At 70.8% G+C, this 20,583-nt stretch carries 19 protein-coding genes; 7 read left to right on the top strand and 12 right to left on the bottom strand.

All coding sequences use genetic code 11. The features are described from left to right. Nucleotides 1-27: 27 nt before the first annotated feature. Nucleotides 28-2,721 carry an ATP-dependent Clp protease ATP-binding subunit gene (locus EUC46_RS07720; RefSeq protein ID WP_128773596.1) on the bottom strand — a complete coding sequence of 898 codons (2,694 nt, stop codon included), beginning with the start codon at nucleotides 2,719-2,721 and terminating at the stop codon, nucleotides 28-30. A 238-nt stretch (nucleotides 2,722-2,959) separates the two neighbouring features. Here EUC46_RS07720 and EUC46_RS07715 point away from each other — a divergent pair, with 238 nt between their 5' ends. Further along, nucleotides 2,960-3,142, top strand: a complete 183-nt coding sequence (locus EUC46_RS07715) for an Rv0909 family putative TA system antitoxin (RefSeq protein ID WP_128773595.1) — start codon at nucleotides 2,960-2,962, stop codon at nucleotides 3,140-3,142. Nucleotides 3,143-3,262: 120 nt separating this feature from the next. Here the strand turns inward: EUC46_RS07715 and EUC46_RS07710 are convergent, their stop codons facing one another. From EUC46_RS07710 to EUC46_RS07695, 4 genes are all read right to left on the bottom strand, one after another. Beyond that, nucleotides 3,263-4,525: an ABC transporter permease gene (locus tag EUC46_RS07710; protein ID WP_128773594.1), complete on the bottom strand. Its 1,263-nt coding sequence runs from the start codon at nucleotides 4,523-4,525 to the stop codon at nucleotides 3,263-3,265. After that, the gene (locus tag EUC46_RS07705; RefSeq protein WP_128773593.1) at nucleotides 4,503-5,213 is read right to left on the bottom strand and encodes an ABC transporter ATP-binding protein; all 711 of its coding nucleotides are present in this window, start codon (nucleotides 5,211-5,213) and stop codon (nucleotides 4,503-4,505) included. The genes EUC46_RS07710 and EUC46_RS07705 overlap by 23 nt, the downstream gene beginning before the upstream one ends. Continuing rightward, on the bottom strand, nucleotides 5,210-6,379 hold the full coding sequence (locus EUC46_RS07700; protein ID WP_128773592.1) for a peptidoglycan-binding protein: 1,170 nt from the start codon (nucleotides 6,377-6,379) through the stop codon (nucleotides 5,210-5,212). Before EUC46_RS07700 ends, EUC46_RS07705 begins: the two co-directional genes overlap by 4 nt. A 71-nt stretch (nucleotides 6,380-6,450) precedes the next feature. Beyond that, nucleotides 6,451-6,918 (bottom strand): hypothetical protein, encoded by a 468-nt coding sequence (locus tag EUC46_RS07695; RefSeq protein ID WP_128773591.1) that lies wholly within the window; start codon nucleotides 6,916-6,918, stop codon nucleotides 6,451-6,453. A 263-nt stretch (nucleotides 6,919-7,181) separates the two neighbouring features. On the opposite strand from EUC46_RS07695, the gene EUC46_RS07690 reads away from it, so the two are divergent. Both EUC46_RS07690 and EUC46_RS07685 read left to right on the top strand, forming a co-directional pair. Beyond that, on the top strand, nucleotides 7,182-7,841 hold the full coding sequence (locus tag EUC46_RS07690) for a response regulator transcription factor (RefSeq protein WP_128773590.1): 660 nt from the start codon (nucleotides 7,182-7,184) through the stop codon (nucleotides 7,839-7,841). Next, nucleotides 7,838-9,064 (top strand): sensor histidine kinase, encoded by a 1,227-nt coding sequence (locus EUC46_RS07685; RefSeq protein ID WP_128773589.1) that lies wholly within the window; start codon nucleotides 7,838-7,840, stop codon nucleotides 9,062-9,064. The genes EUC46_RS07690 and EUC46_RS07685 overlap by 4 nt, the downstream gene beginning before the upstream one ends. 106 nt (nucleotides 9,065-9,170) lie before the next feature. On the opposite strand, the gene EUC46_RS07680 is transcribed toward EUC46_RS07685, so the two are convergent. The 5 genes from EUC46_RS07680 to EUC46_RS12740 all read right to left on the bottom strand — a co-directional run bounded on the left by EUC46_RS07680 (nucleotide 9,171) and on the right by EUC46_RS12740 (nucleotide 14,112). After that, nucleotides 9,171-9,602, bottom strand: coding sequence for a heat shock protein transcriptional repressor HspR (locus EUC46_RS07680; RefSeq protein WP_128773588.1), 432 nt, complete (start codon nucleotides 9,600-9,602; stop codon nucleotides 9,171-9,173). Further along, nucleotides 9,599-10,591, bottom strand: coding sequence for a DnaJ C-terminal domain-containing protein (locus tag EUC46_RS07675; protein WP_128773587.1), 993 nt, complete (start codon nucleotides 10,589-10,591; stop codon nucleotides 9,599-9,601). Before EUC46_RS07675 ends, EUC46_RS07680 begins: the two co-directional genes overlap by 4 nt. A 128-nt stretch (nucleotides 10,592-10,719) precedes the next feature. After that, the gene (locus tag EUC46_RS07670) at nucleotides 10,720-11,391 is read right to left on the bottom strand and encodes a nucleotide exchange factor GrpE (RefSeq protein ID WP_128773586.1); all 672 of its coding nucleotides are present in this window, start codon (nucleotides 11,389-11,391) and stop codon (nucleotides 10,720-10,722) included. Next, nucleotides 11,388-13,229, bottom strand: coding sequence for a molecular chaperone DnaK (gene dnaK, locus EUC46_RS07665; protein WP_128773585.1), 1,842 nt, complete (start codon nucleotides 13,227-13,229; stop codon nucleotides 11,388-11,390). The genes EUC46_RS07670 and dnaK overlap by 4 nt, the downstream gene beginning before the upstream one ends. 361 nt (nucleotides 13,230-13,590) lie before the next feature. Further along, the gene (locus EUC46_RS12740; RefSeq protein ID WP_241655475.1) at nucleotides 13,591-14,112 is read right to left on the bottom strand and encodes an excalibur calcium-binding domain-containing protein; all 522 of its coding nucleotides are present in this window, start codon (nucleotides 14,110-14,112) and stop codon (nucleotides 13,591-13,593) included. A gap of 398 nt (nucleotides 14,113-14,510) precedes the next feature. Between EUC46_RS12740 and EUC46_RS07655 the strand changes: the two genes are divergently transcribed. Both EUC46_RS07655 and EUC46_RS07650 read left to right on the top strand, forming a co-directional pair. Beyond that, nucleotides 14,511-15,503: a phosphodiester glycosidase family protein gene (locus EUC46_RS07655; RefSeq protein WP_128773584.1), complete on the top strand. Its 993-nt coding sequence runs from the start codon at nucleotides 14,511-14,513 to the stop codon at nucleotides 15,501-15,503. Between the two features lies 1 nt (nucleotide 15,504). After that, entirely contained in the window at nucleotides 15,505-16,773 is a 1,269-nt protein-coding gene (locus tag EUC46_RS07650; RefSeq protein WP_421701509.1) for a glycosyltransferase, read from the top strand. Between the two features lie 87 nt (nucleotides 16,774-16,860). Here EUC46_RS07650 and EUC46_RS07645 read toward each other — a convergent pair whose 3' ends face one another. Both EUC46_RS07645 and EUC46_RS07640 read right to left on the bottom strand, forming a co-directional pair. After that, nucleotides 16,861-17,535 (bottom strand): response regulator, encoded by a 675-nt coding sequence (locus EUC46_RS07645; protein ID WP_206645937.1) that lies wholly within the window; start codon nucleotides 17,533-17,535, stop codon nucleotides 16,861-16,863. Beyond that, nucleotides 17,526-18,641, bottom strand: coding sequence for a sensor histidine kinase (locus EUC46_RS07640; RefSeq protein WP_128773583.1), 1,116 nt, complete (start codon nucleotides 18,639-18,641; stop codon nucleotides 17,526-17,528). Before EUC46_RS07640 ends, EUC46_RS07645 begins: the two co-directional genes overlap by 10 nt. 160 nt (nucleotides 18,642-18,801) lie before the next feature. On the opposite strand from EUC46_RS07640, the gene EUC46_RS07635 reads away from it, so the two are divergent. After that, the gene (locus tag EUC46_RS07635; protein ID WP_164918778.1) at nucleotides 18,802-19,710 is read left to right on the top strand and encodes a CPBP family intramembrane glutamic endopeptidase; all 909 of its coding nucleotides are present in this window, start codon (nucleotides 18,802-18,804) and stop codon (nucleotides 19,708-19,710) included. Nucleotides 19,711-19,832: 122 nt separating this feature from the next. Beyond that, nucleotides 19,833-20,423, top strand: a complete 591-nt coding sequence (locus EUC46_RS07630; RefSeq protein ID WP_128773581.1) for a TetR/AcrR family transcriptional regulator — start codon at nucleotides 19,833-19,835, stop codon at nucleotides 20,421-20,423. Nucleotides 20,424-20,583: the final 160 nt, after the last annotated feature.

Raw genomic sequence — 20,583 nt, 5'->3', positions numbered from 1 at the left:
GGCCGCGGCCGGTTCGCACAGTCAGCCTCACACGGCGCTGGTGGCGCTGGGCACCCACGCCTCCCCGCGGGCGGTGAGAACCAGACCGGCGTGGGCGCCGTCGGGACTGAGATCAACGACAACCTCCTGGCCGTCGAGGACCTCGGCCGCCAGGATCATGCGGGCCAGCTTGTCCCCGATCTCGCGCTGGATGAGGCGGCGCAGGGGGCGGGCACCGTAGGCCGGGTCGTAGCCCTCGTCGGCCAGCCAGGTGCGGGCGTCGTCGGTCACCGTCAGGCTCAGGCGGTGGCTCGCGAGCCTCTCGGCCATGCGGGCGAGCTGGATCTCGACGATCCGCCCCAGCTCCTCCTTGCTCAGGGCGTCGAAGACGAGGACGTCGTCGAGGCGGTTGAGGAACTCGGGCTTGAAGGCCGCGCGCACCCGTGCCATGACCTCCTTGCGCTTCTCCTCCGGGCTGAGCAGCGGGTCGATGAGGAACTGGCTACCCAGGTTGGAGGTCAGCACGAGGATGACGTGGCGGAAGTCCACGGTGCGACCCTGGCCGTCGGTGAGGCGGCCGTCGTCGAGGACCTGGAGGAGGATGTCGAAGACCTCCGGGTGGGCCTTCTCCACCTCGTCGAGCAGGACCACCGAGTAGGGGCGGCGCCGCACGGCCTCGGTGAGCTGGCCGCCCTCCTCGTAGCCGACGTAGCCAGGAGGGGCGCCCACGAGCCGGGCCACCGAGTGCTTCTCGGAGTACTCGCTCATGTCGATGCGGACGATGGCGCGCTCGTCGTCGAAGAGGAAGTCGGCCAGGGCCTTGGCCAGCTCGGTCTTGCCCACGCCGGTGGGGCCCAGGAAGAGGAAGGAACCGGTGGGGCGGTCGGGGTCGGAGACCCCGGCGCGCGAGCGGCGCACGGCGTCGGCCACCGCCAGCACGGCGGTCTTCTGGCCGATGAGGCGCTCGCCGATGACCTGCTCCATCTCCAGGAGCTTGCGCTGCTCACCGGCCAGGAGTCTGCCCACCGGGATGCCGGTCCAGGCCGAGATGACCTCGGCGATCTCCGGGGCGCCCACCTTCTCGGCGATCATGGGACCGGTGGCGGGCTCGCGCTCCACGCCGTCGGGCCCGACGACGGACTCAGCGGCCTCCTGGGCCAGCTCGGTGTCGCGGATGCGCGCCTCCAGGGCGGGCATCTCGCCGTAGCGCAGCCGCCCGGCCTCCTCGAAGCGGCCCTCGCGCTCGGCCAGGTCCGCCTTGGTGCGCAGCTCGTCGAGGGCGGCGCGCAGCTCGCCGACCAGGTTGTGGCCCGCCTTCTCGGCCTCCCAGCGGGCGTTGAGCGCCGTCAGCGCCTCCGAGGCGTCCGCGAGCTCGGCGCGCAGGCGCTCCAGACGGTCGGCGGCGGCCGGGTCCGCCGCCTCGTCGCCGATGGAGTCGGCCAGGTAGGACTCCTCCATGCGCATCCGGTCGACCCGACGACGCAGCTCGTCGATCTCCACGGGGCTGGAGTCGAGCTCCATGCGCAGGCGGGAGGCCGCCTCGTCGATGAGGTCGATGGCCTTGTCGGGCAGCTGGCGGCCGGAGATGTAGCGGTCGGACAGGGTCGCGGCGGCCACGAGGGCGCCGTCGGAGATGGTCACCTGGTGGTGCGCCTCGTACTTGGGGGCGATGCCGCGCAGGATGGCCACGGTGTCCGCCACGGAGGGCTCGCCGACGAAGACCTGCTGGAAACGCCGCTCCAGGGCGGGATCCTTCTCCACGTTCTCGCGGTACTCGTCGAGCGTCGTGGCGCCGACCAGGCGCAGCTCGCCGCGGGCGAGCATGGGCTTGAGCATGTTGCCGGCGTCCATGGAGGAGTCGGAGCCGGCGCCCGCGCCGACGACGGTGTGCAGCTCGTCGATGAAGGTGACGACCTCGCCGTCGGAGTCCTTGATCTCCTTGAGGACGGCCTTGAGGCGCTCCTCGAACTCGCCGCGGTACTTGGCTCCCGCCACCATGCCGGCCAGGTCCAGGGCGATGAGGCGCTTGCCGCGCAGCGACTCGGGCACGTCCCCGGCCACGATGCGCTGGGCCAGGCCCTCGACGACGGCGGTCTTGCCCACGCCGGGCTCGCCGATGAGGACGGGGTTGTTCTTCGTGCGGCGGCTCAGGACCTGCACGACGCGGCGGATCTCCGCGTCGCGGCCGATGACCGGGTCGAGCTTGCCCTCGCGGGCGGCCTCGGTCAGGTCGGTGCCGTACTTTTCCAGGGACTTGTAGGTGCCCTCGGGGTTGGCGGAGGTGACGCGGCCGGAGCCACGGACCTCGGGCAGGGCGGCGCGCAGGACGTCAGCGGTGGCGCCGGCATCCGCCAGCGCCCTGGTGGCGGGGTCGGCGGCGTCGCCCTCGGCCAGGGCGAGGAGCAGGTGCTCGGTGGAGACGTACTCGTCGTCGAAAGCCCTGGCCTCGGCGCCGGCCTTCTCGAGGGCGGCGAGCAGGGCGCGGGAGGGCTGGGGCCGGCCGGTGGTGGCTCCGGCGGAGCTCGGCAGGCCGGTGAGCGCGCGGCGGGCGGCGGCCCCGACGGCGGTGCGGCCGTTCTCGCCGACCGCGGCGGCCAGCAGCGCCGGGGCGACGCCGTCGGCCTGGGAGAGGAGCTCGGCCAGGAGGTGGGCGGTCTCGATCTGGGGGTTGCCGGCCGCGGCGGCGGCCTGCATGGCGCCGCTGATCGCCTCCTGCGAGCGGGTGGTGTAGTTGGTGTCCATACGGAGCTCCTTCGGGCTGGGTGACGTCCTCAGACCGACTCAACCCTCGCAGACTTGAGTCTATTCCACTCAACTTTTGTGACCGTCGGCTCCGGGCCTTCCGCGGGCACCGACGGCGACGGCACGGACTCGCAGAACGGGAGCCGCCCCGCAGATGACCTATGCGCCCAGAACTGGCACGATTCTGCCGAGGCCGCCGTCGCTTGACGCCGTGCCACCCGACGGGAAGGAGACTGACATGGGACTTGACGACCTGGCGAAGAAGGCCACTGACGCTCTCGGCTCCGACAAGGCCGAGGCGCTCAGCGACAAGGCGCTCGACGCCGCAGCCGGCGCCGCCAAGAAGGCGACCGGCGGCAAGCACGACGACAAGATCGACACCGCCCGCGACGCCGTCGACGGCAAGGTCGGCACCGACTGAGCCGACCCGCCGACTGGTGGCGCCGTGGCCTTCCGGTCACAGGAGCGAGGGCCCCGCACCGTGTGGTGCGGGGCCCTCGTGCGATCCCGGGCTGCCGGCCGCAGCTGCCTCCTGGGCTGCCTACTGCGCGTTGAGCGCGGCGGTCGGAGGCGTGCGCGCGGCCCGCACGGCCGGGTACATGCCAGCCAGGGCACCGATGACGATGGTGGCCCCCAGGCCGCCGGCGACGGCGATGATCGGCAGGGAGAAGGGCCAGTCGTTCGCGGACGCCATCCCGGCGGTCACCCCGATGCCGATGACACAGCCCAAGGTGCCTCCCAGGGTGGACAGCAGCAGCGCCTCGGCCATGAACTGCACGAGGATGTGGCCGCGCATCGCCCCCAGGGACCGCCTCAGCCCGATCTCCCGACGACGCTCGAGCACCGAGATGATCATGGTGTTGGCGACCCCGATGCCACCGACGAGCAGGGCGATGGAGCCCACGCCCAGCAGCAGGCTGGTGAAGGCCTGGTCGGCCGCGTTCTTGGCCTCCAGCGCATCCGAGGGGCGCGAGACCTTGACCTCGTTGGGGGCCTGGGGCGAGATCGACGGCGCCAGGAGGTCGCGCACCTGGGTGACGGCGGAGTCCTGGCTACGGGCGTAGACCGTCGTCGGTTTCGCGTCGTGCCCCAGCAGGCTCGTGGCGGTCTCCTGGCCGACGAGCGCCGCGGAGTCGAGCTCGGGGGCCAGGACCACCGGTTTGAGGATGCCCACCACCGTGAACCACTGGCCGCCGAGCCACACCTTGGTGCCCGGAGTGACGACGCCCAGACGCTGAGCGGCCGTATGCCCCAGGACCGTGGCCGGGTACTGGCCGGTGGCCTCGTTGAGCCAGGTGCCCCGGTCCACCTGCCCGGCGACGACGTCGAGCAGCGAGAGGTCCGCCGCCATGGTCGTGATACCGCCGGAGGCATTCTTGTCAATGAGCGGGCTGCGGTAGACCAGCGCGTTCTTGACCAGGCCAGTGCTTGAGGCGCTCTCGACACGGTCGATGAGCCGGACCCTGCCGACGGTGTCCTGCGGCAGGGAGGAGGAGTTGCCGAAGAGATCCTGACCGGCCGAGGCCGTCAGCAGGTTGGTCCCCAGCGAGTCGAGCTGGGCGGTCAGCTGCGCCCGGCTGGAGGCGGAGATGCCGACCACCGCAATCATGGCGGCGATACCGATGGCGATGCCCAGAGCGGACAGGAAGGCTCGGGTAGGGCGGGACTTGATCCCGGTTCCCCCCAGGCGCAGCACATCGGCCAGGCGCAGCCGCGAGCGCTGGAGCGGGCGGGTCGAGGCGCGGTGACGGGCCTTGTCGACCTCGATGGCAGCGGAGCGGTCAAGACCCGGCTTGGATACCATGGGCGACCTCCTTCTGGCTTGAGTCCCCCACGATGCGGCCGTCGCGGATGGCGATCTGCCGGGGCAGCTGGGCGGCCAGCTCGTTGTCGTGGGTGATGACGATGACGGTGGTTCCCTGGTCATGGAGCTCGTGGAGGAGCTCGACGATCGAGGCCCCGGAGGCGGAGTCGAGGTTGCCCGTGGGCTCGTCGGCAAGCAGCAGCGGGGGCTCGCCGACGACGGCCCGGGCGATGGCCACGCGCTGACGCTCACCGCCGCTCATCTGGTGGGGCCGGTGGTCGAGCCGGTGGGCCAGGCCGACGCGCTCAAGGGCAATGCGGGCGCGTCGGCGCCGCTCGGAGCGGGGGATGCCGCTGTACAGGAGGCCGTCGGCCACGTTGTCAACCGCGTTGACGCCGTCGGCCAGGTGGAACTGCTGGAAGACGAAGCCGATGCGGCTGGCGCGCAGGGCCGAGAGCTTGGCGTCGGACAGGGAGCCGACGTCGACGCCGTCGATCTCGACGGTGCCCGAGCTGGGCCGGTCCAGGGTGCCGATGAGGTTGAGGAGCGTGGACTTGCCTGAGCCCGAGGGGCCGACTACGGCGACGAACTCGCCGTAGTCGACCTCCAGGCTCACGCCCGCGCAGGCGGCTACGGGCGGCTCCCCGTAGGTTCGTCGCACGTCGCGCAGGGACAGGATGGAGCTCATGTCTGCGGCACCACCACTCGGGTCCCCTCGGCGATGTCGTCCCCGGAGACCTCGACACGTCCACCGGCGAACAGTCCGATGGTGACCGGCACCTTGCGGGTGGTGCCGTTGGACTCGACGATCTCGACGCCGAACTGGTCGGGGGTCAGGGCCAGCAGGGCGCCCACCGGCACCGACAGGACGTCCTCACGCGTCTCGCTGGGCAGGGCGACGGTGACCGAGACCTCCTGGAAGTTGGCGGTCGCGGAGGTGTCGTCGAGAGAGATGGTGATGGGGATGACCCGTTCCTTCGTCTCACTACCACCCGCGCCTGAGCCCGAGTTCGTGCTCTTCTCGACGGGGGAGCCCACGGAGGTGATCGTGCCCGTCGTGGTCGTGGCGTCGGGCAGCGTGATGGTCACGGCGGTGTCGACGACGGCGAGCTGCTGGTCGGAGAGCTTGACGTTGGACTCAACCACCTGGGTGGTGGAGGTGACGTCGCAGAGCTCGGTGTCGATGCCGACACGGTCCCCGACTCGGGCACTGACCTCCCCCACGCGCAGGTCCCCTGGGACGAAGACCATCCGTCCTAAGGGGATGGTCCCGGTCTGGGGCAGCCCGACGTCCTTCTGCCACTTCAGGATGGCGCTGGTGGTGGCCCAGCTGAAGTGGTTGTCGGGCTCATAGTCGAAGTAGCCCATGTCGCGCAGGAGGGTCTCGAGCTGGAGGATGTCCTCGCCGTTGTCCATCCCGGCCTCGAAGGTGCGCCAGGCGGGGATGGAGCCGTGCATGAGGTAGGCGTACTCGCTGCCCGTGCTGTAGATGACATTGCCCTGGGTCAGGACCGTGCCGGAGGTGGGCGCCTGGACGAGGATGCCGTCGAAAGCGGACCTGAGCTTGTGCGCATCGGCGTAGCGCAGGGTGCCGGTGACGGAGGTCTCGCCCTTAAGATCGCCCCTGGTGACGGTGTCGGTGGCGCCGGTGAAGGTCGACGCCGTCGGCTGCGGCTTGGCGGCGAAGGGACCGGTCTTGAAGGCGAAGGCGCCTGCACCCGCGCCCGCGGCAAGGACCACGACTGTCCCCATGGCCAGGAAGGTCCGACGCCGGGTGCGGCGCACCGCTCCCATGTCTGCCTCCGTGCCGGTCGAGCTGTCGTCGTCCTGCGTGGAGATGGTGGTCAATTTCATGTACGTGCCTGTCTGTATGTCTGCGCGGCTGCTCGGCCACGTGAGAAGTCGGTTGGCTGAAGGGCGCCGCGTCACTGGTTCCCAAGATCGGTGAAGCACTTGTTCATGACGTCCTGGGGGATGTCACCGTTGAGCTGAAGGCCCTTGTCGGCCTCGGGGTCGGGGACGTCGTAGCCCGCGTCACGAAGGCACTGGGCTGCCTGGACGAGGTCCTGCTGCGTCTCGGGGTTGGAGAGGTCCTCCGTGCCCGGAGCGGGGCCGACGATCTGCTGGCACTCCTCGGCGGCCGCGTAGGCGGCGTCGGTCTCGGGGAACTGAATGTTGCCGTTGGCGTCGGGGTCGGAGACGTCGATGCCCTTGTCGCGCATGCACTGGGCCATCTCGAGCAGGTAGTCGTCTGCGCTGGTGGCGGAGGCGGAGGCCGCGGCCGTGTCCGTGTCGGAGCTGGAGCATCCGGTCATGAGCCCGGCTGCGCACGCGGCGCAGGTCAGCAGCGCGGCGGTGCGGGTGATGATCCGGGTGTTGAGGCTCTTCTTCATGAGAGAGGGTCCTTTCGTCTAGGTCGGTGCCGAGGGTGGCGCGGTGATGCCCCTTCGGTCGGAAGACAGCCAAGCGGTGGCGGTGTTGTCGCGGCATTCAAGGATTTGCTTATGTTGTGGCAACACGCGGTGTCGGCGCAGGAGGGGCGCGACAGCGCGGGCCGGAAACGGGTAGACATGGGGCAGACGCTTCGGCCGGGGCGCAACGGGACCGGCCGAGCTGGCGCGAGCTCAACCGAGACCACAGCGAAGGAGACAAGACAATGCGCGTACTCGTCGTGGAGGATGAGAAGTATCTCGCCGAGGCCGTCGCCACCGGGCTGCGGCGTGAGGCGATGGCCGTCGACGTCGTCGGTGACGGGGCCAGCGCCCTGGAGCAGGTGGCGACCAACGACTACGACATCGTCGTCCTGGACCGGGACCTGCCCATCATCCACGGCGACGAGGTCTGCCGGCGGGTGGTCGACGAGCACCCCGGCATTCGCATCCTCATGCTCACCGCGTCCCGAACGCTGGACGCGCGCGTGGGCGGCTTCGAGCTGGGGGCGGACGACTACCTCACCAAGCCCTTCGAGTTCCCCGAGCTGGTGGCCCGGCTGCGGGCCCTGGGGCGGCGCAGCCAACCCGCACGCACTCCGGTCATCGAGGCCCACGGTGTGCGTCTGGACCCCTTCCGCCGGGAGGTCTACCGAGACGGGCGCTTCATTCGTCTGAGTCCCAAGGAGTTCGCGGTCCTCCAGGTCCTCATGGAGGCCGAGGGCGGGGTCCTCAGCGCCGAGACGCTCCTGGAGAAGGCCTGGGACGCCAACGCGGACCCCTTCACCAACTCCACCCGGGTGACGATCTCCCACCTGCGCCGCAAGCTCGGTGAGCCGTGGGTGATCCAGACGGTCCCCGGCGCGGGCTACAGGTTCAGCGCATGAGCGGGCGGGAGGCCCTTCCCGACGACGGGCGGCACGGGTCGCAGCAGACCGGCACCCGCTCGGGGCGGCAGAGGCGGTCGCGTCGCCCCAGACGCCTGAGCATCCGCATCCGGCTGACCCTGACCTACGCCGGTCTGGTGACGGCCGCCGGCGCGGTGCTCATCGCCCTGGTCTACGTCTACACCCGCTATGTCACGCTCCGTATCGAGATCAGCGCACCCGCGGGCGACGTCACCGTCACGCCGGCCTTGCAGACCAGCGAGGCCACCCAGGTGGACACGAACCTGTTCGAGCTGCTCGGCAGCATCATGCGTTCGGCCATCGGCGTACTGGCGCTGCTCGTGGTGCTCTCCGGCACCGTCGGCTGGGTCCTGGCGGGGCGGATGCTGCGACCGCTGTCGTCGATGAACACGGCCGCCAAGCGCGCCGCCTCGGGCGACCTCAGCCAGCGTCTGGCCCTGGCCGGGCCGCGTGATGAGATCCACGACCTGGCGGACACCTTCGACGACATGCTGTCCTCCTTGGAACGCTCCTTCTCCGTGCACCGGCGCTTCGCCGCCAACGCCTCCCACGAGCTGCGCACGCCCCTGGCCACGACCCAGACCATGATCGAGGTCGCTCTGTCCGACCCGACGGCCTCGGCCGAGGACCTGCGCCGGGTCCTCGGCCGGGTGCTGGAGACCAACCGGGCCAACCGGGAGACGATCGACGCCCTGCTGGACCTGGCCGACGCCCAGTCCGGCAGGCTCGCCCGCGAGGACGTCGACATGAAGGCCACGGTCCGTGACGCCCTGGGGCTCATCGCCCCGCAGATGGTCGAGCGCGGGCTGAGACTGTCCACCCACCTGCTGCCCGCCCATGTCCCGGGCGACCCGGTGCTGCTGCGTCAGAGCGTGGCCAACCTGCTGGGTAACGCGGTCCGCTACAACACCGATGGCGGCCGGATCACTGTCGGGATGGCGCACCTGGCCGACGGCGTGCGGCTGACGATCCGCAACGACGGCTCCCCGGTCGCGCCGGACAGCGTCGAGTCCCTGCGCGAGCCCTTCGTCCGCGGCGAGGGCCGGGGGCGAACCCGGGGATCCGGGCACGGGCTGGGCCTGGCCATCGTGACCGCCGTGGCCACCGCCCACGGCGGTCACCTGAGCCTGAGCGCGAATCCCACCGGAGGGATGACCGCCGTCCTCGAGCTGCCCGGGGACGAGGAGGAGTCGGTGCCGTAGCAGTGACCGGCGGCCTCCAGCCGGAGGGCTGGAGGCCGCCGGCTGCTGTTGCGGCCGTCGGACTGGCCGACGGGCCTGACCGTGGAGCCGACGCTCAGGCGAAGACCTATGCGTCCGCAGCGGGTCGGCCCGTGGACCTGTGCCCTCGTCGACCGGTTGCGACGACCTGGACCTCGCCGTCGGCGGCAGCGGCGAAGATCCGCTGGACCGCCGCCTCACGCAGCCGCAGGAGACGGTTCTCGCGCTCGAGCTCCTCGACCCGGCGCTCCAGGTCGAGGACGCGGCGGATCCCCTCGAGGTTGACGCCCTCCTGGCTCAGTGCCTGGACGCGGCGCAGGCGCTCGACGTCGCGGTGCGAGTAGCGCCGGCCCTGCCCTGAGGCGCGGGCCGGGGAGACCAGGCCGAGGCGGTCGTACTGGCGCAGGGTCTGCGGGTGCATGCCGGCGAGGTCCGCGGCCACGGAGATGACGTAGACCGCGCGCTCCTCCGCGTCCTCCGCAAGGAATGCCAGCCCCTGGCCGGTACGACGGCGGCTCACGTCGCAGCCTCCTTACGCAGGGCTGCGCGCGGGTCCGTGTCCCCCATGGCGGCGTCGAAGGCCTCCAGGGCCTCCTTCGCCTGCGCCGAGAGCCTGCGCGGGACGGCGACCTGCACCGTGACGAGCAGGTCCGAGGCGCCCTTCTTCAGCTTGATGCCCTTGCCGCGCAGGCGCATGACCGTGCCGGACTGGGTGCCGGCCTTGATCTTGACGCGTGTGCTCGTGCCATCCAGCAGGGGGACCTCGACCGTGGCGCCCAGGGCCGCCTCCTTGAGGGTGACGGGCAGGTCCATGCGCAGGTTCGTGCCGTCGATGGCGTACACGGGGTGCTTGTCGACGTGGACCGTGACGACCATGTCCCCGTTGTCGCCGCCTGCCCGGCCCGGACGGCCCTTGCCGCGCAGGCGGATCTTCTGGCCGTCGTGGACACCGGCCGGGATGCGCGTGGTGATGGTGCGCCCGTCCGCCGTCAGCTCGACGGTGTCTCCCTCGACGGCCTGGCGGAAGCCCAGGCGCACGTTGGTGAGGACGTCGGGGCCCTTGCGCGGCTCGGGCTGGGAGCCGAAGCCGCCGAAGCCGAAGCTGAAGCCTCCGGGCTGGCCACCGCGGCGGGTGGGGCTGGGCTGCCCGCCGAACTGGCGCAGAAGGTCGTCGATGTCGATGTTCTGGCCGCCGGAGCCGCCGCCGAACATGGAGAAGATGTCCTCGAAGCCGCCGCCCCCCGCACCACCGGCGGTGAAGCGGGCGCCGCCGCTCGCCATGGAGCGGATGGCGTCGTACTGCTTGCGGTCCTTGGCGTCGGACAGGACCGCGTAGGCCTCGCCGACCTCCTTGAACTTCTCCGCGGCGACGGCGTCGTCGGGGTTGCGGTCCGGGTGGTACTTCTTGGCGAGGCTGCGGTAGGCCTTCTTGATGGTGTCGGAGTCGGCGTCCTTGGCGACACCGAGGACGGCGTAGAAGTCCTTGTGCATCCAGTCCTGGCTGGCCATGTCACCACCTCCTGCGTGACGTAGTCGTAAGTGTGTCTTTCTCTCGGGGTGTCTTCGGGCACCGGCGGGCGCCGGTGGACGTCGCCGCCGGGGTCGGGACCCGGGCCGGGTCCCGACCCCGGTCGGCCTCAGGCCGGGTTGGCGACCTGGACGCGGGCGGCGCGCACGACCTTCTCGCCCAGGCGGTAGCCCGGCTGGAGGACCAGTACGATGGTCGGTTCGCTGACCTCGTCGGACTCGGTCGCCATGAGTGCCTCGTGGAGCATCGGGTCGAAGACGTCGCCGACCTCTCCGAAGCGCACGAGGCCGAACTTCTCACCGAGGATCGACTCGAGCTTGGTGGCCGTGGTGGCGAAGGTGCCGGTGAGGTCCCCGTGCTGGTCGGCCAGCGCGATCTCGTCGAGGACGGGGATGAGCGCCTCGACGACGCTGACGCGCCCGGTCTCGCGGTGGCCGGCGGCCGCCTCGCGCGAGCGGCGCACGAAACCCTGGTACTCCTGCTGGAGGTTGTACAGGTCCGCGCGGGCGCGGGCGAGGTCGTCCGTCAGCTGTGCGGCCTCGGCCTGGGCCGCGGCCAGGGGGTCGGGCTCGGCCGTGTCCGTGGTCTCGCCGTCGCCGGTCTCGCCGGTCTCAGCGGCCTCGGCGGCCTCGCCGGTCGCGACAGCCTCGGCGGTCTCGGCCGGGGCCGTCCCAGCGGCGTCGAGCTCGTCCTGCTCGACGCCGTCGAAGGCGGCCTCCACGGCCTCGGCGAGGGCCGGGTCGATCGGCTCGTCCTGGTCGGGTGCCTCGTGGGTGCTCACTTGGTGTCCTCGTCGTCGACGATCTCCGCGTCGACGATGTCGTCGTCGGCGGCGGGGTCCTCGGAGGCGGCGGAGGCGGCAGCGGCCTGGTCCTGGGCGTAGATGGCCTCACCGATCTTGGTCGAGACGGTGGAGAGCTTGTCCTGGGCCGACTTGACGGCCTCGACGTCCGTGCCCTCCAGGGCCTTCTTGAGTTCGTCGACGGCCTCGGAGACCTCGGTGTGGACGTTGGCGGGAAGCTTGTCCTTGTTGTCCTTGAGGAGCTTCTCAATGGAGTAGGCCTGCTGCTCGGCAGCGTTGCGGGTCTCAGCCTCCTCGCGGCGCTTCTTGTCCTCCTCGGCGTGAGCCTCGGCGTCCTTGACCATGCGGTCAATGTCCTCCTTGGGCAGCGCGGAGCCGCCCGAGATGGTCATGGACTGCTCCTTGCCGGTGCCGCGGTCCTTGGCCGAGACGTGGACAATGCCGTTGGCGTCAATGTCGAAGGAGACCTCGATCTGGGGGACGCCGCGGGGGGCCGGGGCGATGCCGGTCAGCTCGAACGTGCCCAGGGGCTTGTTGTCCCGGACGAAGTCGCGCTCGCCCTGATAGACCTGGATGAGGACCGAGGGCTGGTTGTCCTCGGCGGTGGAGAAGACCTCGGAGCGCTTGGTGGGGATGGCCGTGTTGCGCTCAATGAGCTTGGTCATGACCCCGCCCTTGGTCTCAATGCCCAGGCTCAAAGGGGTGACGTCAATGAGGAGGACGTCCTTGCGGTCCCCCTGGATGACCCCGGCCTGGAGGGCGGCGCCAATGGCGACGACCTCATCGGGGTTGACTCCCTTGTTGGGCTCCTTGCTGGTCAGCTCGCGCACGACCTCCGAGACGGCGGGCATGCGGGTGGAGCCGCCCACGAGGATGACGTGGTCAATGTCGGCGACCTTGACCCCGGCGTCCTTAATGACATTGTGGAAGGGGACCTTGGTGCGCTCCAGCAGGTCGGCGGTCATCTTCTCGAAGTGAGAGCGGGTGAGCTTCTCGTCGAGGTGGATGGGACCGGACTCGCTCATGGACAGGTACTGCAGGTTGATATTGGTGGAGGTCGCGCTGGAGAGCTCCTTCTTGGCCTGCTCGGCGGCGTCCTTGAGGCGCTGCATGGCGATCTTGTCCTTGGACAGGTCGACGCCGTTCTTGGACTTCACCTGGCTGACCAGCCAGTCGACAATGCGGGCGTCCCAGTCGTCGCCGCCCAGGCGGTTGTCGCCATTGGTGGCGCGCACCTGGATGGTGGAGAAGCCGTCCTCATCCTTGCCGACCTCCAGCAGGGAGACGTCGAAGGTGCCGCCGCCCAGGTCGAAGACGAGGATGAGCTCATCCTCCTTGCCCTTGTCCAGGCCGTAGGCCAGGGCCGCGGCGGTCGGCTCGTTGACAATGCGGTCCACGCTCAATCCGGCGATGGTGCCGGCCTCCTTGGTGGCCTGGCGCTCGGCGTCGTTGAAGTAGGCCGGGACGGTAATGACGGCGTTGGTGACGGACTCCCCCAGGTACGCCTCGGCGTCGGCCTTGAGCTTGGCCAGGATGCGGGCGCTGATCTCCTGGGCGGTGTACTTCTTGCCGTCGATCTCCACGGACCAGCCGGTGCCCATGTGGCGCTTGACGGAGGAGATGGTGCGGTCGACGTTGGTGACGGCCTGGCGCTTGGCGATCTCGCCGACCAGGACCTCGCCCGACTTGGAGAAGGCGACGACGGAGGGGGTGGTGCGGCCGCCCTCGGCGTTGGGAATGATGGTGGGCTCGCCGCCCTCCAGGACGGCAATGGCGGAGTTGGTGGTTCCGAGGTCGATACCGACGGCGCGTGCCATGTGGTGCTCCTTGTTGTTCTTGGGCCGGCGGCCAGAAGGCCGGGCGGGTGGTCCATGCCGCCGGGATCAGTGCCCGGCGGGTTGAGTGGTATGCACTCAAGGCTTGTCGTTGAGTCGAGAGTTGTCAACTCGCGACTCGCCAACCTTGAGTCTGCTTGGCTCAACCCTGTAAGTGGTGCGGGTATTCCCAGGGCCGGGCTGTGACACCGGGCATGCTCGGGCCGTGACCCCACGGGAACGAGAGCCGGCTTGCAAACCGGCGCCCCCGGTGGCGCCGCAGCGCACCGGGGGCGGGGTGTTCAGAACTCCGGCGGCCGGGTCGCCAAAACGCGGCGTCACGGCGCACCGGGGGCGGGGCTCACTACTCGCAGGCGATTCCGTCGCGGTCGCGATCCAGCTGCCTGCGATACCCGGGGTCGCCCTCGTACAAGGGCGCAGCACCTGCCGCGCGAGCGTCCGCGCAGCTCGCGTAGTACACGGAGGTCGGGGCCTGCTCCCGAACCTCCTCCTGCTGAGCCGCTTCTTGGGCGGCCTGGTTGGCGGCTTCCTGAGCGGCCGCCTCCTGGGCGGCCTGGTCGGCGGCTTCCTGAGCAGCCGCCTCCTGGGCAGCCCGGTCGGCCTCCTCCTGGGCGTCGTCTTGCTCGGCCGCCGGCTGGGGGGCCTCCTCCGGGGCGGCCTGCTCGGTTTCCTTCTGCGAAACGCTTTCGCGCACCTGTGGGCTGTCACCGCTGTCCGAGGTGCCGTCGCAGCCGGTCAGGAGCAGGCACATGGCGATGAGCGCAGCGGCGGCCGCGGCCATCATTCGTGGAGACCTGCGGGCAGCTGTACCTGTACCTGCGCAAGAGGGGGAGGGGGTGAAGGAGGGCGTGACAATTCTGAGCATGGGAACTCCTCAGCGTCGGCCGCGGGGCCGCACGCGCCGGTGTGTAAGGGAGCATCTGTCACCGGAGCGGAGCTCCGGTGCCGTCAGCAATGGGGAGGGTCAATCCAACGCGGGGCCGCCGGGAAGCAGACGATGGAGTCCGTCATGGCGACGCGGTCGTCCGCTGCCAGAGGCCCGCGCGGATCGCCCTCATCCTGCCACCGCCGGCGGCCCGGAGTCCACCCGCAGCAATCTCGACAATCTCAGCAATCTCAGCAATCTCAGCAATCTCGGCAATCTCGGCAGCCTCAGCGGCGTCGGCCTGAATCGGGCACGGCCACGGCGCCTTCCCTCAGATTCTCAGGGAATGCACATGCCGGCACTACGACCGCCACACATGCGCCCACCACCGTTGAGCCATGACCAGCCGACACCGGGCCACGGCTCGCGCCGCAGATAGCCCCGCCACGAAAAAGCACTCCCGCCGCAACGTCCTCCTGGGCGGCGGCGCCGTCCTCGGTCTGGCCGTCACCGGCACGAGCGCCTGGGCGCTCAACCGCTTTGTCATCGACCATGTGGAGATCACCGATGTTGCCGCCTACGAGGCGGAGAACTCCTCGGTGAAGATGGCGGCCACCGCCGACCCCACCGCGGTCACCCTGACCGACACCACCTACACCTCTCCGACCACGAACGCGCAGATCCGCACGGTGACCAGCGGCTCGGGCTCCGAGACCGTCACCTACTACGCCGCCGACCTGCGCCTGAGCGACGCCACCGCCCTGCGCAGCGCCTTCGCCAACAACGAGTTCGGCCTCAATATCACCGCCAAGCCCTCCGCTATTGCCGCGGAGCACAACGCCGTCCTGGCCATTAACGGCGACTACTACGGCTTCCGCTCCGAGGGCATTCTCATTCGCAACGGCGCGATCTACCGCGACAACGGCGTGCGCCAGGGCCTGGTGCTGTACACCGACGGCCGCGCGGAGATCTACGACGAGACCACCACCACCGCCCAGGACCTGGTGGATTCGGGCGCCTGGAACACGCTGTCCTTCGGCCCGGCGCTGGTCGACGACGGCGCGGTGCCGGCGGGCATTGACGAGGTCGAGGTGGACACCAACGTCGGCAACCACTCCATCCAGGGGCTTCAGCCGCGCACGGCCGTCGGCTGGGTGGAGGCCAACCACCTCATGCTGGTCGTGGTCGACGGCCGCGAGGAGGGGTACTCGCGCGGGGTGACCATGAGCGGGCTCGCCCAGATCATGGTGGACCTGGGCTGCCGGGTCGCCTACAACCTCGACGGCGGCGGCTCCTCGGCCATGTACTGGGGCGGCTCGATCATCAACCAGCCCTCCAACGGCGGGGAACGGGCCACGTCCGACATCCTCTACCTTGAAAGTGGGGTCTGAGATGAACCTGGACACCTCCGCCCGCGCCGCCCCCCGGCGCCGTCTGGAAGACCCGACGGCCTCGCAGCGCGCCTCGCGCACCCGGCGCCCGGCCGACACCCCGAGTCCAACCGACCGCTCCGGCCCCGCGGCCCCCGCCGCCGACAACCCGGCCCAACCCGGTGGGCGGCGGGCCATGAGCGGGCAGCGGACTATTGGCGCCCGGCGCCCGGTGGCCCCGCGCCGGCCCGTGGACCTGGTGATCCTCATCCCCGCCTACCAGCCCACCATGCGCCTGCCGTCCCTGGTGGAGGATCTGGGCCGCCGGCTGCCCGGCTGCCAGGTGCTCATTGTTGACGACGGCTCGGATGCGGACTGCGCCCGCGTCTTCGCGGCCGCCCGTGACCGGGGCGCGCGGGTTATTGGACACGACCGCAACCTGGGCAAGGGGCAGGCGCTGCGCACCGGGGTGGCGCACGCCTTGAAGGCCTGGCCCGGGGCGGACGTGGTGTGCGCCGACGCCGATGGTCAGCACACGCCGTCGGATATCGCGGCCGTGGCCCGCCAGGTGCGCAACAGCGGGCACATGACCCTGGGGGTGCGGCGTTTCACCGGTCCGGTGCCACTGCGCAGCCGAGTGGGCAACTCCTTGACCGCGCTGCTGTTCCGCGGAGCCACCGGGTGGCGCCTGGGGGACACTCAGACGGGTCTGCGCGGCTACCCGGCGGGCCGGCTGGAGTGGCTGACTCAGGTGCCCGGAAGCCGCTACGAGTACGAGCTCTCGGCGCTCCTGCGCGCTCATGAGCTGGGTTTGGAGGTCGAAGAGGTTGAGATCGCCACGGTCTACGAACCGGGCAACACCTCCAGCCACTTCCACCCCTTGCAGGACTCGGCGCGCATCTACGCCCCCCTGCTGCGCTTCGTGGGCGCCTCACTGGCGAGCTTCGCCATTGACTGGGTGGGGGTGATGGTGCTGGCGGCCCTGACCGGCAACCTCCTGGTGGCGGCGGTGGGGGCGCGCCTGACCAGTGGGACCGCGAACTTCTTCATGAACCGCCGCGTCTTCAAGGCCCATCCCGGCACAGTGGGGCGCACGGCGGTGCGGTACGCGGCCCTGGCCCTGACCCTGCTGGCAGCCTCCTACCTCATGTTGGAGGCGCTCACCGGCCTCGGTATTGCCCTGGGGGTGGCTAAGATCCTCGGCGACGCCTCAATCTACGCGGCCTCCTACGCGGCCCAGCGCACCTTGGTGTTCCGTGAGCGCGCCCGAGAAGCCCGAGAAGTTGCCTGACGGTTGTCCGTCCGTGGGGCGGGGCGCCGGCGCGGGCACGCCGACGAGTCGGGGCCGGGGCCGGATTCGGGGATGACGGTGCGCCGCTCAGGAGGGGGAGGCGGTGACCAAGCCGGCCTCGTAGGCGGCAATGACCAGCTGGGCGCGGTCACGGGCGCCGAGCCGGGACAGCAGAGCGGTCATGTGGCTGCGGCAGGTGGCCCGGGTGATGGAGAGCTCGGCCTCAATCTCGCTATTGGACAATCCCCGGGCGACCAGGGTGAGGACCTCCCGCTGCCTGGGGGTCAGTCGCCCCACGGCCGTCCAGTCCGACCCGCTGGGCCTGCTCACGCCGCCGGCCACGAGCCGCTCCAGCACCTGGGGGCTGAGCAGTGACTGGCCCGCGTGAATGGTGCGCACTGCGTCCACCAGTGATTGGGGGTCGGTGTCCTTGAGCAGGAAGCCGGAGGCGCCGGCGCGCAGCGCCCCCATGACGTAGTCGTCCACCCCGAACATGGTCAAGATGAGCACGCGCGTGCCCGCCAGCGCCGGGTCCGCGCAGATCCTGGCCGTGGCCTCAATGCCGGAGATGCCGGGCATCTGGATATCCATGAGAACGACGTCGGGGCGCAGGCGGACGCACAGGTCGACAGCCTGGCCGCCCTCGACGGCGGTGGCGACGACGCTCATGTCCTCCTCGGCCTCCAGTAGCGCCACGAGGGAGGCGCGCAGCAGCCCCTGATCCTCGGCAATGAGCACCCGGATTGGCCCGCTCACCGGGATCCCCCCGGGTTCGGCAGTGGGCTTGTCCGCTCCCGGGGCGGGGCCGGGCGCTGTGCCGGGGCGCCGGATAGGGGCCGGGGTGTTCGCCCCGGGGCCGGGACCGGGCGGGCGGGGGCGCCCGTGGGCAGCGGCAGGGCGGCCTCAACAGCGAAGCCCGGCGCGTCCCGCCGCTTTCCGGCGCTGACCCAGCCGCCCAGGGCCTCGACCCGCTCGCGCATGCCGCGCAGGCCCTGCCCGGCGCCGGGGCGGGGCGCCCAGTCGTCGGCGGGCCCGTCGTCGACGACGGTGATGCGCAGCCAGCCGGGCTCATGCCGCACGCCGAGGTGCGCGCGCGTGGGACCGGCATGGCGGGTCGTATTGGCCAGGGCCTCCGCCACCAGGCGGACGGCCGCCTCCCGGAGTGCGGGCGGCACGGCCGTCCCCCTGGGGCCGGCCCGGTGCGCAGTCCGCGGCTCCTCCTGCCAGGAGGCCTCGACCGTGAGGCCGTTGCGGCGGGCCTGTCGGACGGCGCCGTCAATCCCCGCCCGCAGGCCGGTGGGGTCGGCGAGTGCCGCTGGCTCCTTCGGGGTCGGGGCCGCGGCCGGCCGTCCGTCCGGGCCCGGGTCCGGCGTCGTCGGGGCGGGGCGGGCGGCCGCGGGAGCCGCCGCCGGGGTCCTCATCCCCGCCATGTCCTGGCCGCGCAAGACGCCCAGCATGCGCCGCAGTCCGTCGGTGGCCTCCCGGGAGGCGGACTCCACGTCCGCCAGGGCGGCGCGCAGCCCCTCGGGCCCGGCCTCCAGGCGCTGGGCGACGGCGGCGCGCACCGTAATGGCGCCCAGGCCGCCGGAGACGACGTCGTGCAGTTCGCGGGCAATGGCCAGGCGGTCCTCGGCCACCGCCCGGGCCGCGGCGGCCTCGGCCAGGGCGCGTTCATAGGCGAGGCGGTCGCGGCGCCGCAGCCACAGGGAGCCCCCCATAACGGCCACCAGGAGAACCCCCCACACCAGGCGCCCCCAGAAGCCGGGATCCGGCACGGCGATGAACATCATGCTGAAAAGCACGACCGCACAGGCGGTCACGGCAATGCGCAGACCTGAGCGTCGCGGGGTGAGGACGGGTGCGGGCACGCCGCCAGTCTAGGAAGGGGCGGGCGCCGACTCATCGAACCAGGGTTCGATGCCCTGGTCTGAGGCTCGCGCATCCGTCTCCTCAGTCCGGCTGATGCCCGCGCCTGACGCCCCGGCGCATGCTTCCACGGACGCTTCAGGCACGGACAAGGAGATTCCCATGACAGCAGCAGACGCACTCCTCCGGCGCGGATCGTTCAGCCTGGGGGCCGGGCTGCTGCCCGGCACGGGCCCATCGGGGGTGGCGGGGCTATTACGACGACTACGGCGGCCCCCGGCCGCCGGGAGGATCATGCGGCGGGCGGCCCGAGAGGCGCCCGGCCCGGTGGCGGGCGCGCCGTCGGGGCACTCGGCCGCGGGGCCGGGGGGCGGAGCGGCCCCCGGGTGGCTGTGGGGCACCGGCTCAGGTTCGACCGGGATCCTCAAGGGGATCTTCATCGTGGTCTACACGACGATCTTCCCGCTCCATTTGCTCTTCTTGTGGCTCCCCACCGGGCGCCGGCACCCGGTGGTCATGACCGCTTACATTGCGCTGTTCGCCCTGGGGACGTGGGCCTGGCGCCACGAACTGGCCCGAATGGCCCGGCAGATCGCCGCCCGCAAGCTGCGGTCGTTGGGCGTTCTTCTCCTGGGTTTCGTGGGCATGGCGGCCCTCGAAACCCTTGGGGACCTGCTGCAGGGGGTGCTGCAGGGAATCCTGCCCGCCGCCGACCGGGCTCTGGACAATGACACCTCAATCGCCACGGTCATGACCCTCTATCCGCCCCTGCTCATTGTGGTGGTGTTGGGGGTGTTCGGCCCCGTGGTCGAGGAGCTGGCCTTCCGCCAGGTCCTCATTCCCGCAATCTCGCTCTGGGCGCCGCGCTGGGTGGCTGTTGTGGTCTCCGGTGTCCTGTTCGGCATGCTCCACATGCACGCCCTCCAGGTTTCGGAGTGGGTGGGGGTCATCGGGCACGCCTGCTTCGGGTTGGCCATGGGGATCCTGTATGTGCGCACCAGGGGCAACCTCCTCTACTCCATAGCAGTGCACTCCCTCGTGAACCTGAGCGGCGTCGTCGTCCTCCTGTGAGCCCTCGGCGCCCCGCCTCGGGGGTGAGGCCGGGCGGGCGGGCCGCCTCGGGAGAGCGGGCCTGAGCGCGGATACCATGTTGCCCTGCGCCAGCCGGCGCCTAATGATTCGAGGGGAAGACGATGCCGAAGAGGATCGACGCACGCGGACGCACCCGCTCCAAGGATCTGCCGGGCACCGTCATTCGCGCTACGACTGAGATCCTTGAAGCCGAGGGGCTGGGAGCGGTGACCATCCGCGCCGTCGCCGCACACGCCGGCGTCGCCCCCATGAGCGTCTACAACCACTTCGGGGACAAACAGGGCCTCCTGGACGCCGTCGCCGAGCACCACTTCGCCAACCTCGCCCAGGCCCTGGGCACCATCACCGAACCCGACCCCCACCAACGCCTCCGCCAAGCCGGAATCATCGTCCACAAGCTCATGACCACCCACCCCCGCTCCTACGACCTCATGTGGACCACCCACCCCGGCCCCAACACCCACAACGCCTTCGCCCAACTCGTCCACCTCATCCAATACGGACAGGCGGCCGGGGCCTTCATCACCGCCAACCCCACCAATCTCGCCAGCGCCATCTGGGCCAGCATCCAAGGCGCCATCTCCATCGAAATCCGCCAAAACCACGAGACCACCGACCCGACGCACAGGGTCAGTGAGATCGACTACGAGTTGCTTCTCGACGTCATCCTGCGCGGCATCACCCGGTCCTGAGCACCGCGGCGCGACTGCCAGGGCTGCCGGCGCGGTGAGGGAGGGCTCACGCCATCACCGCGGACCGCCCGGTCATGAGGCCAGGGGGTGCGGCCCCAGAACGAGGCCGCACCCCCTGGCGGGCCCGGAATGCACCGGGTCGTCAGTGAGCAGCCCCTCC

It is taken from the genome of Actinomyces oricola (genome assembly GCF_004104015.1).
Taxonomy (GTDB): Bacteria; Actinomycetota; Actinomycetes; order Actinomycetales; family Actinomycetaceae; genus Actinomyces; species Actinomyces oricola.
The sequence above is the reverse complement of the archived record's forward strand: the minus strand, read 5'-3'. Positions and strand labels throughout refer to the sequence as shown.